The sequence below is a fragment of the Filimonas zeae genome, assembly GCF_014641615.1.
Classification (GTDB): Bacteria; Bacteroidota; Bacteroidia; order Chitinophagales; family Chitinophagaceae; genus Filimonas; species Filimonas zeae.
On record NZ_BMIB01000004.1, the window covers coordinates 294,930 to 309,816 of the forward strand.

Here is a 14,887-nt window from a genome sequence, read left to right on the forward strand (position 1 = left end):
TTTAATAACTGATTTTAAATACCCATGCCTCTTTACAAGGCAGCTTATTCAGCAGTTTATCCGGAACAGCAACAACAAGCTTATCCCTTTCCTGCGTCCATTTCACTTTCTGCTTAGCCCCCAGCATAGAAACATTTTTAACCTGTGCAGCTGGTACATGCATTATAGTTACAGAAGCAGGAAGCACCGCCTTTTTTTCATCACCCCGGTATATGGCATACACCGTATTGGCCTTATGCGTAAAAATAAAATTGCCCTGCTGCCCTATAATGCTATCACCTTTGCTACCATATATGGCTTCCCCGTTTACTTTTATCCATGCCCCAATTTCTTTTAACCGGTCATAAGCAGCAGCATGCCAGTCTCCATCAGGGCCGGGCGCTACGTTCAGCAACAGATTGCCATTCCTTGAGACCACATCGGTAAGCATACGAATGACTTTGTTGGCTGACTTAAACTGTTCGTCAGGAATATATGACCATGAGTTACCCAGCGTAATGCAACTTTCCCAGGGATAAGGCAGATAGCCGGATGGTATGGCCTGTTCGGGTGTAACATAGTTTTCAAACTCACCTGATACAGTTCTATCTACAATCAATACGCCCGGTTGGTTAGCCCGGCTCATGCTTGCAATATTGGCCATGTCAATATCCTGTTCATAAGGAATAGACCGCTGCCAATCCACCGAGGTATCAATAGTAGCTTTAGGGCGCACCCAGCCACCATCTAACCACAGAATATCAATTTTTCCGTAATCAGTAGTCAACTCTTCCAGCTGCCGATAGGTATATTTTTTAAAAGCATTCCACTTTTCCGGATGCTTTGCAGGGTTGTAGGAAGTATTACGCGATTGGGGTGGAAAGCGCTTCCACCAGTAATCATTGCTATGCCAATCGGGCTTTGAAAAATAAGCGCCTATCATAAAGCTATCCGTACGGAAAGCTTTGAAAACTTCTTTGGTGATATTTCTTTTAGGGCTATTGGAGAAAGGCGTTTTGGCATCTGTAACCTTATAATCTGTTTGGTCGGTATCAAACATGCAAAAACCATCGTGATGTTTGGTGGTAAACACCATATATTTCATACCCGCATCTTTGGCAGCAGTAGCCCATTTGGCAGGATTAAACAATACCGGATTAAAAGTGGTCTGTAATTTTTCATAAGCATCCAGGTACTGATTATAATTTTCAGCGTATGGTCCCTTTCTTTCACACCAGCTTTCATCTTCCGGGCAAATACTCCAGCTTTCTACTACGCCCCATTCGCTATAAGGGCCCCAATGCATCAATAGTCCAAACTTTACCTGTTGCCATTGCTGTAGCTTTTTCACTACCAAACTATCTTTAGGCCATTGGTATTTTCCATTGGGCAAGTGCTGCTGTGCAACCGCACCACTGCATACAGCCGCACATGCCACCCAAAACAATAATATCCTTTTATTCATAGGTGAATTTATTTTACCTGAATTAATTGTCGTAATTGAACAGCCTGAGAAGAACTTCCTATCATAATACGGAAAGCCCCCGGCTCTACCACCAGCTTCATATCCGCATTATACATGCTAAGCATGGCAGGCGTAATCCAAAAGCGCAGTTCTTTTTCTTCGCCCGGCTTAAGATGAATCCGTTGAAAGCCCTTTAACTCTTTTACCGGCCTGGCTACAGAAGCCACCTCATCATGAATATACAATTGCACTACCTCATCGCCCGCCCTTTCGCCAATATTCTTAATGGTAAAAACAGCTTCCGTAGAATCACCCATCTGTAGGGCTTGCCTTGTAAAATGAAGATTATTATACTGAAAACGGGTATAACTTAAGCCATACCCAAATGGGAAAAGCGGCTTACCGGTAAGGTTATCATAATCATCGCCCCTGCCGGCAGGCTTGTGGTTATACACCAACGGCAGTTGCCCTTCACTAACCGGAAAAGTAAATGGCAGCCTGCCTGCGGGGTTGTAGTCACCCACCAGTACATCTGCCACAGCATTTCCACCTTCCTCACCGGCATACCATATATCCAGAATGGCTGGCACCTGATGTATCCAGCTACTCATGGTGACAGCACTACCGCCTGTAATAATTACCGCCAATGGTTTTTTTGTTGCAGACAGTGCCTGTACCAGCGCTTCCTGCCGGCCCGGCAAAGCCAGTTTCCCCCTATCTCTGAATTCGCCTTCTTCAATACCAACAGCTACTACTATGGCATCGGCCGCCTGAGCTATTTTTACAGCATCCTGTATAAGCGCTTCTGCATTGTGCTTCACCCCCACATCCCAGATAAGCTTTACACGCGCACTGCCCGATGACTCGTGATATATCAGCTTTATTTTATAAGCCCGCCCTTTAAGCATGGCCACAGGCTTCATCAATGTATCATAAGATGCTTTATCCCATGTATCAATTAACAGTTTTTCATCCACATACAATTTATAGCCATCGTTACCCTCTATGCCCAGCAAAATATTTCCCGATACAGGCGATTCAATAAACCCATTCCATTCGGCTGAAAAGAAATCATAGTAAAGCGAAGTATCAGGCGCAAATAACGTCCACCGGAAATCAACAGCTTCATCTGTTCGCTTCAGCTGTGGCGTTCCGGTTGCTGTGATGTTGTTATAATAGCTGGCATGAAGCCCCTTTTCTCTTTCACCTTCTTTGCTATGACTAAGCGCTGTAGCGGGCACCACAGCATAATCTGTCCAGTTTCGCCCCGGACCGGGAGCATAGTGTATTTTTGTATCAGGTAATTTTTTGCGCAACCCTTCCAGTATAGAAACAGAATGAGTACCCGCACCACTATAACCACCTAAGCGCGCAACAGCAGCATCCTCTCCTATTACAGCAAGTGAACGTATATGCTTATTGAAAGGCAATACACCATTGTCATTCTTCAATAATACTATAGATTCACGCGCCGCCTGCCTGGCAAGCCTCCGGTGTTCCGGCTTATTTACATACAATGCCGCTTCCTCTTCCTTCACAAACGGATTCTCAAACAATCCCAACTCAAACTTTACACGTAATACCCTGGCAACAGCACTGTCAATAGCAGTACTGCGAATCCATCCTTTATCAAAAGCATCTTTAAAAAGTGGATAATGTTTGTAATCTGTTTGAAAGATCACATCCAGCCCATTATTCAGCGCCATAGCAGTAGACGCGCCATAGCCACCGGCAGTAAAATGTAATACATTGGCGCCCCCCACAGCTGCTGCATCGGAAATAACAAACCCCGGAAAATTCCACTCCCGTTTCAATATTTCATTCAGCAAGTAGTGATGTGCCGTTGCCGGGCTGCCATCTACGGAATTATACGCCGTCATAACCGAACGGCTTTTGCCTCTTTGTATACATGCCAGAAAAGGTGGCAGGTATATCTCCCGCATCAGCCGCTCATTATAATGAATAGGATAACTATCTCTTCCACCATCGCCCACATTGGCAATAAAATGCTTTGGGGTAGTTACAATGCCCAGCTGTTCAAAAGCATTTACAAACGCCACCCCCATTTCAGATACCAGATAAGGATCTTCCCCATAGGTTTCTTCCGTACGCCCCCACCGCACATCTGATGCAATATTTACTACCGGAGTAAGCACCTGTCTTATACCCCGGCTCTTTGTTTCCCATGCAATGGTTTTTGCTACCCTGCCCACCAAAGCAGTATCCCAGGTAGCAGCCAAACCTATTGCCTGCGGAAAAACAGTGGCCTGCGCTCTCACCAAACCATGCAACGCCTCATCAAATGGTATAATGGGAATTCCTAAACGGGTTTGAGTAGTAAAAAAGCGCTGTAGTTCATTTATTTCATGCGCTATCTGAACAGCATCTCCCTGCTGTCCATAACTCATCAGCTGCACGGCAGCTCCTCCCTGAAGAGAAGTCGTATTCACCTGTAATCCGAAAATGCCGTTCTTAAATTGATCCATCCCTTCTTGCAAACCGCCGGGAATCATAAATAATTGCCAGAACTTTTCATCCGGCGTCATCCGTTGCAGCAAATCACGAACGCGCAATTCCACAGGTTGCTTTGCATCTTTATACAGCGGTAAAGGTGCCTGTGGCCAGGCAACTGAACAGAAGGGAACCAGGAGAGAAAGCAGTAGTGTTTTGCGGTTCATCCCTCTAAATAAAGCATATCCGGTCAAAAACAAACCGGCAGCACCAGAAATAAAAAAGGCAGCGCCTGGAAAAGCGCCACCTTGCTATCAACACAAACAAAGAATGAGAAAATTATATTACCTGCCTAACAGGCCATCAACCGTAATAGCCACATAATATAAACCTCCCAAAGTAGGACCACCCGCATATTGGATGTAATTGGAATTGAATATGTTAGAACCACCGGCCTTAATAGTGGTTTTAGATTCCGGCACACGATAAGTAACCTGCGCATCAAAAGTATTGATAGCCGGAATGGTGCCGGTTACCAATGGACTCTCCCACAAAAACGACTTCTGCCATTTATACACCACATTAAATCCGAAGTTTTTTACAATCTCCCGGTTACCAAAACTGATATTGGCAGACCATTCAGGGGTATTAAAACCGGTTACGAAAATATCATCCGCAGAGCCTGACTTTATTTTATTGTAGCTGGTATTACCGCCTAACACAAACTTCTTGTAAAAATTATAGGTTACACCCACCGCAAAACCATAGTTGGTATAAGTGTTTTTAGCGTTGGTATATACACGGTACCTTTCCTGCCCTTTGCTGGCAGCATTACCACCTGAAGCAGTAGTCTGATCACGGTTTCTATCTACCATAGCAATCACCGCTGCGTCAGAACCCACCATTTCGCCCTTAGGTACAAACACCTGAACCTGACCTAAGAAGCCATCGTATTTATTGGTATACGCATCAATATCAACAATCAGCTTGTTACCCAGCAGCACACTTTTATAACCAAACTCTAAAGATTTAATTCTTTCCGGACGTGCCTCTGGCAGGTTAGCCACCACCAGCAGATTTCTGTTAGCCAGGGCAGCCGCATCTGTATTACCAGCCGCCTTTACCGCAGCATTAAAGTTTACAACAGATGACTGTGTATAGCTGTTATCCAGGTAACCCAGTCCATTATTAATATAGGAAAGACTACCTACCCGCTTAACACGACCATTGTTAACGTAAGACAACGCTTCAAATAAAGCCGGGAAGCGATACCCTTGCTGATAGGTTACCCGGAAATTATGGCTTTTAGCCAGCGTATATACCGCCGCTACCCTTGGTGTGAATTTTGCTTTAAACTCCGGATTGTAATCATACCGCAGTGAACCAAACAGTTTCAGCTTTTCTTCCAGCAGTGTTTTGGTAACCTGGGCAAACCCGCCATATTTTTTATAGTGTACATTGCTACCATAGCTACCATTAGCCAACGGCTTATTACGGTCATCAATAGAACGTGAAAAATCTACGAAGTTATTCCCATCCGGAATAACGGTATACACACGCGCATCACCTCCCACCAACAGGTCAACCACTTTGGTGTATTTGCTTAAATTCCATTGGCCTTCTATATGAAACATACGGCTCTTTTGAATAAGCGCTGCACCACCTGTTACCGGAGCATCGGGAATAGTACCTGATTTAATGTCCCAGTTATTAATGCGTCTGATTGCATTTTTTATAGAATCAAAACGGACAGTGCCGGGCTCTGCACGACCTGCATCTGCCTGTGCACGGGCATATTGCGTAGCCGCCGCGAGGTTGGAAGAGTTGAGGTTGCCTCCATTTGCAGCTGCGTATGCATTTAACGCAGTCTTATACTTCGCGGCCCAGTTGGTGCCACTTCCTCCACTGAATAAATCCATATTATCAGCCAGTGGCTTTACGTTGTAAGAATCTCCTGTGTTTTCCAGCGACAAATAACTTCTGATTAAAAAGTCATCACCCTTAATTTCAAATTTGTGGTTCTGCACTCTTACATTGTCCAGCTGTATTTTGTTACCCCGTTGAAACACCCCATCCATTTTACCGAAACGATATGCATAAGAAAGTTCTACATGGTCTGTAGGTCTATAATGTACAGCACCATCCACTTTCAGGTTATCTACTGTGGGGCTTACCAAATCTTTTTCCCAGTAGCCAGTACGGGCAACTGTTAAGGTTTGGTTGGCCTGTCCGTTAATATTCAGCCCCGTAATGGATACCGTATTACTACCGGCAAGCGCATCATCACCATATTTATTCCATCCATCAAAAACTGCGTTATTGGCTCCGTTCAGTTCCGGATAAGCCGGGTTGGCGGTTTTCAGATTGTTAGGATTCTGATCTTTACGTGTGTCAGACAACCAATCAGTACCACGCAGGTAGCTGAAATTTGCTTTAAAAGCAACCTTGTTATTAAAGGCTCTCGCAAAACGAAAAGCGGTTTCTGTCAGGTTACTCAGATCTCTTCCGGTTCCTCCCACATGGTTGATGCCTGTTTTTTGATACACACTTAAACCCTGACTGGTAAAGGGGCTTTTGGTAAGCAGGTTGGCCATACCATTAATAGCGTTCATGCCATATAAAGCAGAAGCAGCACCCGGCGTAATTTCCACGCTTTCTATATCCAGCTCGGTGGGGCCAATGGCATTTCCCAACGGCACACCCAGGGTAGCTGCCTGCATATCAACACCATCCACCAGCTGCATAAAACGGAAGTTGTTGGGAATATTAAAACCGCGTGTGTTAGGCACTTTGAAGGTAAGACTGGAGGTTGTCATCTGTACGCCCTTTACCGTTTCCAAAGCATCGTAAAAGCTGGGTGCCGGACTTTCTCTGATAGCCCGTATATCCAGTTTTTCAATAGCTACCGGCGACTTTAAAATACTCTCCGGTACTCTGGAAGCGGTTACTACTACATCGTTACCTATATAAGTTTGTGTAACCAAAGCCACCTGAAGTGAAGAACCCAGTTCATTTACAGTAAACTCCTGTGGCTTAAACCCAACAGATGAAAACACCAGTACCAATGGTAGTTTCAGCCGGGTTCTTATTTTAAAATCTCCTGTACCAGTGCTTACCGTTCCGGCAACAGTTCCTTTTATATGTACACTTACATCAGACAAGGGTTGTTTTTGTTCATTGGTAACCTTGCCGGAAATTTCTATTAATGCATTACCCTGGGCATTTAAGGTTTTAGGGGGCGCAATCTGAAGTAGCGTTAGCAATGCTAAAGCAGCTACAACTGTTTTTAAAGTAGGCGTCAATCTCATAACGTTTGTTGGTTCTGTTTGTCTATACGTAGTCCACAAATATAGTAGACTTAGTGTTTGTAAAAAAACCCGGAATGCACCGGGCTATTGTTAATAGCTTAAAATACTTTTACAAGTATACGAAGGCTCCAGATAATAACCAGCGCCCCCAGTAAAATAAAAGAAGCTTTTCTGGGCAATTTTCCGGCTATGCGTGCTGCGATAGGTGCCGCAATAATCCCTCCCAGAATCAGCGCCACAATGGCTTGCCAGTGACTAATGCCAATTAAAGAGAAAAAGGTAAGCGCACTTGCCAGTGTAACAAAAAACTCCGTTAAGCTGATAGAGCCTATCACGTATTTAGGATTCCTGCCACGGGCAATAAGAGTACTGGTTACAATAGGTCCCCAACCGCCACCGCCAAATGAATCCAGAAATCCACCTATAACAGCCAATAATTTATAATTTTTGAATTTCTTTTTCCGCAATTGCTTTTTAAAAGCATTGAATAAAATACGCAGGCCCAGAAACAAGGTATAACATGCCATTATAGGTTTCAGATAATCCGCATAGCTATCACCATATTTACTCAGCAACCAGGCCCCGGCTACCGCGCCAATAACACCCGGTATCACCAATACTTTAAATAACTTTTTGTTTACGTTGCCAAACTTGTAATGGCTATATCCCGAAGCACCGCTGGCAAACATTTCAGCAGTATGAATACTACTACTAATGGCAGAAAGGTTTATTCCTGCCGAAAGTAATATGGTTGCACTGGTAACCCCATACCCCATACCTAATGCACCATCTACAATCTGCGCAAGAAAACCCGCCAGCAATATCCAATGAAAGTTTTTATCCAATGTACCATACCACTTAACTGCATCGGTAGCCATTTGCTGCAAAGGCAGGTAAGAAAGTATAAAATGCCCAACCAGCATAAAACCAAACGCAGCTACCGAGTAAGTAGCAATCTTACGCCACCGTCTTTCCCGGCCAATAGCACTGGTTTCCACCAGAGGACGTGTTATCGCATTCAGCTTATTTACCTTACTGGCAAAATCGCCATTTAACTGGTTGCGGATCTGATGCAGATTCTGAATCATCTCCTCAATACTGGTAGGAATGGCCTCCTGAAACACCTCACGTAAACGCTTGGCAGCAGTTGGAGATTTGCCATTGGTAGAAATAGCGATTTTCAAGTCGCCCTTCTGCACTACTGAGCCCAGATAGAAATCGCATTGATCTGGCGTATCGGCCACATTTACCAGTAGCTTTCTTTCGTTTGCCAGCACACGTATATAAGAACTATTCTCTTTTTCGTTAATGGCCACGAGCACAATATCCTTATCATCCAGATCGGATGGCTCAAAGGCGCGTTCCAGTATAGTAACAGACTCAAAACGGGCAGCCAGCTGATGCACTTCTTCGCTTACCCTTTTGGCAACAACTGTAATAGCAGCAGCCGGCGCATTCGCTGTTAGTGCAGTAAGCTTTTCAAGCCCTACATTTCCAGCCCCCACCAGTAAAACACGCATTTGCTCCAGTTTTAAAAAAACCGGGAACAAATGATTCTGATGAGAGGCGGTTTTGTTATCCGCCTTAATGCCTGTTATTACATCTTGTTCCATTAACTAACAATTTTTTCTCTGATTACGAAGTCGCCGAAGGTTTCGCCCTTTTTGCGCTTTTTACTATACTTACCCAGTAGAAGATCTAATTCCTGCAAAATAGCTGCTTCGTCGATATTATCCTTATACTTTGTATTTAAACGTGCGCCTTCCCTATCGCCACCGATATGCATATTGTAGCGTCCGTAGGCAGTACCTATAAAACCAATCTCTGCAACATACGGTCTGCCACAGCCATTGGGGCATCCGGTCATTCTCACGCTGATAGCATCATCCCCCAGTTTATGCTTTTCCAGCAATGGCTCAATTTTGCCGATCAGGGTGGGCAGATACCGCTGTGCCTCAGCCAACGCTAACGGGCACGTATTGAACGCCACACAAGCCACCGCATTTTTACGCATGCTCCCGGCACTTTCGGTATGTTGAATAATACCATACTTATCCAGGATGTCATGCACAGCCTGCTTATCCGCATCGGAAATATCCGACAAAATCAGTTTCTGATTCGCAGTAAACCTGAAGTTAGCCTTGCGTGTTTTGGCTACTTCCAGTAGTGCCGTTTTTAAAGGCAATGCATCTGTATCCATTACACGGCCATTCTCAGCAAACACGGTGTAATACCATTTGCCTTCATGGTTTTGCTGCCAGCCAAAATAATCCACACGCTCCGTAAACACAATCTCTTTAGCAGGCTCTAATGCAAAACCACAGCGCTTTTCCAGTTCTGCCTTAAAAGCCTCTACCCCCATTTTGTCAATGGTATATTTTAACCTGGACAGCTTACGATCACTTCTGTTACCAAAATCACGCTGAATGGTAATGATTTCGTATGCTGCCTTCAATACCTTTTCTTCCGTATCCACAAAGCCGAGTACGGTTGCCAGTCTGGGATAAGTATTAGGATTGCCATGTGTAGCACCTAATCCGCCACCGGCTGCAATATTGAAGCCTTTCAGTTCATTATTTTCGATAACTGCTATCAGGCCTAAATCGTTGGCAAATACGTCTACATCGTTGTTAGGCGGAATAGCTATTGCCATTTTGAACTTACGGGGCAGGTATCTGTCCTGATACAGGTCGTCATCTTCCTTTGTTTTATCGGTCAGCGGCTGTTCATCCAGCCATATTTCATAGTAAGCTCTTGTTTTAGGCAAACCCAGCTGACTCAGTTTATCTGCATACGCAAATATCTGCTCGTGAATGGGCGATTGCTTAGGGTGAGCCGCACAGATCACATTCCGGTTTACATCACCACAAGCCGAAATAGAATCCAGGCCAGCCGTATTAAAGTCCTGTATAGTAGGTTTTACATGCGATTTTAAAATACCATGCAGCTGTATCGTCTGCCGTGTGGTTACTTTAATAATACCGGTAGCATGTTCACCGGCAATATAATGAAGCGCCTCCCATTGTTCCGGTGTAATAAAACCACCAGGCAGACGTAAGCGGATCATGTAAGAATATAGCCATTCCAGCTTTTTGGCACTGCGCTCTTCTCTTCTGTCACGATCGTCCTGCTGGTACATTCCGTGAAACTTAACCAGCGCCTGATCATCCTCATATAAAGCACCGGTAAGCTGCTCCTGCAAACTTTCTTTTAAAGTACCTCTCAGGCCATCACTGGCCTGCTTAATTTTTTCTATGGGTGACAAATTCTGTTGTTGCTCTTTCATACTTTGTGGTTGATAGAATAAACACTACTAATACACATCCTTTAAATACCGGCCATCTTCCTGTAATTGCTCCAGGTATACAGCAGCTTCTTCGGCGGTTTTATTTCCCTGTGAAATGATTACCTCTAAAATAGCCTGCTCTACATCGGTACTCATGGGCGCTTTTGCGCCACACACATACAGGTAGGCACCGCTTTCCAGCCACTGCCATAAGTCTGCCGCCTGTTGCTGAATGCGGTGCTGCACATATATCTTTTCTTTCTGATCGCGGGAAAACGCCAGACTTACTTTTTGCAGCACACCGGTTTGTACATAGTTCTGTATTTCGGTCTGGTAAAGAAAGTCGCTCACAAAATGCTGCTCGCCAAAAAACAGCCAGTTACGCCCGCTTGCGCCGGCAGCATCGCGCTCAGCTATAAAAGAACGGAAAGGTGCAATACCTGTTCCGGGGCCTATCATGATCACATCTTTCTCTTCTGCCGGCAAACGGAACTGATTGTTACGATGGATGTAAAAATCCAGTGTATTGCCTGGCGCTAACTGAGAAAGAAAATCAGAACACAAGCCGTATTTCTTTTCATCATTTACCGGGAAACAGTTTCTGGATACGGTAATGTGAACTTCACCGCTGTGTGCAGCAGGCGAAGAAGATATAGAATACAACCTTGGTACTATCGACTCCATTATACCCAGCACTTCTTCAAACTGTGCGGCATCCTTTACAGGGTAAATCTTCAACAGATCGACCAGATCAATACGGGTAGCGGGAATATCCTGATTTACAATGGAGGCATATTTAGCCACTACCCTTTCAGGTAAATGAACAATGTTCAGCTTTTTCCATAACAGCTCTTCGGCTGTTGTGGTTATATCCTTATATGTTACTTCATGATCGGGAGATAAACCTGTTAGCGTAAGAATGGCTTCTACTCCCTGCTTTTTATTATGAGGTACAATGCCAATAGAATCACCAGGCAGGTAATCTACTTCTTCTTCGGAAGTAATTTCCACGTGATAGGTTTCCTTACTGGAGCCGGTATCGTTCAGATTAATATTGGTAGCAATAGTACCTGCGTAAATCTTTTTATGGCTTGACTTTTTAGCAGGCGCATTGGGTTGTGCAGCAACACTTCCTCCTGCATTGGCTAAAGCCTCAAGCACTTTTTCAAACCAGGCTTGTGCTTCCTGCTCATAATCCGTATCACACTTTTGTAAAGTCAGCACTCTTTTGCCACCCAGCTTTTCCAGCTGGCCATCCACATCTTCTGCTGTTTTACAAAACATAGGATATGAGGTGTCACCCAGGCCCAGTATACCGTATTTCAGGTTACTCAGCTTTGGGGTTTGCTGGTAAATATGTTCGTAGAATTTTTTAGCATTGGCAGGTGGTTCGCCATCGCCCTGTGTGCTGATTACCGTAAAAAGATATTCCTCTTTAGGCAAATCAGTCAGTTTATATTGATCCAGACCAACGAGCTTAACCGTAATTCCTTTTTTCTTGGCAACGGTAGCAAATTGTGTAGCCACTTTTTTTGCATTGCCGGTTTCAGTACCATAGGTAATGGTAATTTTCTTTACCTGAACGGCAGGTGCAGCGGCCGGTTCTTCTTTTGCCGGAGCAGCACTTTGCATAAGGCCTGCCAGAAAACCGTTCATCCATATCAGTTCATCACGGGATGCGTTGCTTACCAGATCCCGGAACATTTTCAAATTAGGCTCTGCTAACATGGGCAGTTGAATTAAAGGCGTTATTAGAATGATGTATGGGCGCAACAGGCTTGAAATAATACTCTTTACTGTTGCTGTTGGCAATCCAGGCAAACTGCTCGTGCAAAGCCACTACTTTACCTATAATAACCAGTGAAGGAGAAACAAAGGTTTGCCCCCTTAAGATGGAATGGAAATCGTGAATATTGCAGGTGTATACATTTTGCTGCGAGGTAGTTCCCTGCTCTACTACAGCCAGATGCACATCGGATGCAACGCCATATTTAAGCAGATTATCCACCACACCTTCTATGGTTTCGGCTGACATATAAAACACCAGCGTATCATGGGTACCTGCCAGATCTTTCCAGTAAGCATCAGATACAATATCTGACTTGTAGCTTGTAAGAAAACGCACAGCGGTGGAATATCCACGCGCAGTAAGCGGAATACCGGAATAAGCCGCGGCCCCTAAGGCTGCGGTAACACCCGGCACAATTTCGTACGCAATGCCATGCTCCTTCAGTACCTGTAACTCATCCAGTATATTGGAAAAGATAGATACATCTCCCCCCTTCAACCGCACAACCAGTTTTCCCTGACGCGCATACTTAACCAGCAGATCATTAATGGCCTCCTGAGGTGTGGAAGCACCTCTGCGGCATTGTTTTCCTACATACACCAGCTCAGCCGATGCATTTACATAAAACCGGATAATGTCATCGCTCACCAGCCGGTCAGTCAATACCACATCTGCCTGTTGCAGATAGCGGATGGCTTTTGCAGTAATCAATTCCGGATCACCAGGCCCTGCTGCCGCCAATATCACTTTCCCATATTGAACACCTGTTAACATAACTCCACTTTTTTAGTAGAATAAATAAGCAATTAGTTTTGCGGGAATTACATTCCCGTAGCCGTTTACCGGTTCAGTTTAATACAACCCTTCTATTGACAAATACCGCTCGCCGGTATCATAATTAAACGTAAGCACCGTAGCCCCCTTAGGAATTTCAGCAATTTTCTGCGCTACTGCTGCAAGAGACGCTCCTGTTGAAATACCTGCAAAAATGCCTTCTTCTTTTGCCAGGCGTTGTGCGTAGTAAAAAGAGTCTTCTTTAGATACTTTGATTGCGCCGGTAAGAATATTCGTGTTCAGGATAGATGGCACAAAGCCTGCACCAATGCCCTGCAACGGATGCGGAGCCGGAGTACCACCACTCAATACAGGCGATAATTCCGGTTCAACAGCAAATACTTTCAAACCGGGAAACTTCTCTTTTACCACTTCAGCTACACCAGTAATATGTCCGCCTGTACCCACACCTGTAATCAGATAATCAATACCCTCCGGAAAATCATTCAGAATTTCCTGAGCAGTAGTATTACGATGTATAGCCGTATTGGCAGGATTATCAAATTGCTGGGGAACCCAGGAACCCGGGGTAATATCTTTCAGCTCATTCGCGCGTTCAATAGCACCGCGCATGCCTTTTTCACGGGGAGTTAATACAAACTCAGCACCGTAAGAAGCCATTAATTTTCTGCGCTCCACACTCATTGACTCCGGCATTACCAATATCAGGCGATAACCTTTAACAGCAGCTACCAGCGCCAGGCCAATACCCGTGTTGCCGGATGTAGGCTCAATAATCACACTGTCTTTACTAAGTAAACCACGCTTTTCTGCATCTTCAATCATTGCCAGCGCAATACGATCTTTAATGCTATTACCAGGATTCGCTCTTTCCAGCTTAATCCAAACATTTATATCATTACCAAACAAACGGTTAATGCGCACATGCGGCGTATTGCCTATTGTTTCTAAAATATTACCTGCTTTCATATAACAAAATTTAATGGTTCAGGAAACGGGTTGTTGTCTTTTACTTTTATCTCACTCTTATGGTAAACCACCGATGAAGATGGAATACTGTAAGTAAGAAATACGTTTCCACCAATAATGCTGTCGCGCCCAATTACCGTTTCACCTCCAAGAATAGTGGAGCCGGAGTAAATAATTACATTATCTTCTACTGTAGGGTGTCTTTTCTTGTTGGCTCTCGCCTTATCCACGCTTAAAGCCCCCAGTGTAACACCCTGATATATTTTTACATTATCACCTATAACAGTAGTTTCCCCTATTACCAGCCCTGTACCATGGTCTATGGCAAATGCCTTACCAATGGTTGCTCCGGGGTGAATGTCAATACCCGTTTGGCTATGTGCATGTTCTGTTAACAAACGTGGAATAACAGGTACTTCAGATAAAAGTAACTGATGCGCTACCCGATAAATGGAAGTAGCATAGAATCCGGGATAAGCCATCAGCACTTCTTCTATTGATTTTGCTGCCGGATCGGTACGTAGAATGGCATTGGCATCATCCAGTAGTGTATGATAAATACCCGGAATGGCTTCGAAAAAGTCATCAGTAGCTTTCTCAATTACATCAGCTTCATGTATCACCTCCTGCAATAAGGTTTGCAGATGGCTTTTTAGTAAGCGGTATTCATTTTCAACTTCCTGATGGCTATTCAACCGCTTTTTGGAATACCCGAATAAAAACTGAAATAGTCTGTCAGCAAATTCAGCAGCCAGCTGTTTGCTGGGAAAACCCGCAAAGTTGCCCTGGTTTCTTGTAACCAGTTCGTTAATCAGTTGTTGATAATTATTCATACAGTCCAGTCT

At 44.4% G+C, this 14,887-nt stretch carries 9 protein-coding genes; all 9 read right to left on the reverse strand.

Features of this window, described 5'->3' with window-relative positions; genetic code table 11:
• Position 1 precedes the first annotated feature (1 nt).
• Positions 2–1,444 carry an alpha-L-fucosidase gene (locus IEY13_RS19860; RefSeq protein ID WP_188955471.1) on the reverse strand — a complete coding sequence of 481 codons (1,443 nt, stop codon included), beginning with the start codon at positions 1,442–1,444 and terminating at the stop codon, positions 2–4.
• 8 nt (positions 1,445–1,452) lie between these two features.
• Positions 1,453–4,122, reverse strand: coding sequence for a glycoside hydrolase family 3 N-terminal domain-containing protein (locus IEY13_RS19865; protein WP_188955473.1), 2,670 nt, complete (start codon positions 4,120–4,122; stop codon positions 1,453–1,455).
• Between the two features lie 117 nt (positions 4,123–4,239).
• Positions 4,240–7,203 carry a TonB-dependent receptor gene (locus tag IEY13_RS19870; RefSeq protein ID WP_188955475.1) on the reverse strand — a complete coding sequence of 988 codons (2,964 nt, stop codon included), beginning with the start codon at positions 7,201–7,203 and terminating at the stop codon, positions 4,240–4,242.
• Between the two features lie 98 nt (positions 7,204–7,301).
• Positions 7,302–8,816 carry a TSUP family transporter gene (locus IEY13_RS19875; protein ID WP_188955477.1) on the reverse strand — a complete coding sequence of 505 codons (1,515 nt, stop codon included), beginning with the start codon at positions 8,814–8,816 and terminating at the stop codon, positions 7,302–7,304.
• A complete protein-coding gene (locus IEY13_RS19880; protein ID WP_188955479.1) occupies positions 8,816–10,489 on the reverse strand; it encodes an NADPH-dependent assimilatory sulfite reductase hemoprotein subunit in 1,674 nt (557 codons plus the stop codon). Before IEY13_RS19880 ends, IEY13_RS19875 begins: the two co-directional genes overlap by 1 nt.
• A 27-nt stretch (positions 10,490–10,516) precedes the next feature.
• A complete protein-coding gene (locus IEY13_RS19885; RefSeq protein WP_188955481.1) occupies positions 10,517–12,217 on the reverse strand; it encodes a diflavin oxidoreductase in 1,701 nt (566 codons plus the stop codon).
• Positions 12,201–13,052 (reverse strand): uroporphyrinogen-III C-methyltransferase, encoded by an 852-nt coding sequence (cobA, locus tag IEY13_RS19890; protein ID WP_188955483.1) that lies wholly within the window; start codon positions 13,050–13,052, stop codon positions 12,201–12,203. Before cobA ends, IEY13_RS19885 begins: the two co-directional genes overlap by 17 nt.
• Before the next feature lie 78 nt (positions 13,053–13,130).
• On the reverse strand, positions 13,131–14,042 hold the full coding sequence (gene cysK / locus IEY13_RS19895; RefSeq protein WP_188955485.1) for a cysteine synthase A: 912 nt from the start codon (positions 14,040–14,042) through the stop codon (positions 13,131–13,133).
• Positions 14,039–14,875: a serine O-acetyltransferase gene (locus tag IEY13_RS19900; RefSeq protein ID WP_188955487.1), complete on the reverse strand. Its 837-nt coding sequence runs from the start codon at positions 14,873–14,875 to the stop codon at positions 14,039–14,041. Before IEY13_RS19900 ends, cysK begins: the two co-directional genes overlap by 4 nt.
• Positions 14,876–14,887 lie beyond the last annotated feature (12 nt).

Coding starts and splice junctions, on each gene's coding strand:
- IEY13_RS19885 (WP_188955481.1), bottom strand. CDS start 12,217: ATGTTAGCAGAGCCTAATTTGAAAATGTTCCGGGATCTGGTAAGCAAC.
- IEY13_RS19900 (WP_188955487.1), bottom strand. CDS start 14,875: ATGAATAATTATCAACAACTGATTAACGAACTGGTTACAAGAAACCAG.
- IEY13_RS19875 (WP_188955477.1), bottom strand. CDS start 8,816: ATGGAACAAGATGTAATAACAGGCATTAAGGCGGATAACAAAACCGCC.
- IEY13_RS19880 (WP_188955479.1), bottom strand. CDS start 10,489: ATGAAAGAGCAACAACAGAATTTGTCACCCATAGAAAAAATTAAGCAG.
- IEY13_RS19865 (WP_188955473.1), bottom strand. CDS start 4,122: ATGAACCGCAAAACACTACTGCTTTCTCTCCTGGTTCCCTTCTGTTCA.
- cysK (WP_188955485.1), bottom strand. CDS start 14,042: ATGAAAGCAGGTAATATTTTAGAAACAATAGGCAATACGCCGCATGTG.
- IEY13_RS19870 (WP_188955475.1), bottom strand. CDS start 7,203: ATGAGATTGACGCCTACTTTAAAAACAGTTGTAGCTGCTTTAGCATTG.
- cobA (WP_188955483.1), bottom strand. CDS start 13,052: ATGTTAACAGGTGTTCAATATGGGAAAGTGATATTGGCGGCAGCAGGG.
- IEY13_RS19860 (WP_188955471.1), bottom strand. CDS start 1,444: ATGAATAAAAGGATATTATTGTTTTGGGTGGCATGTGCGGCTGTATGC.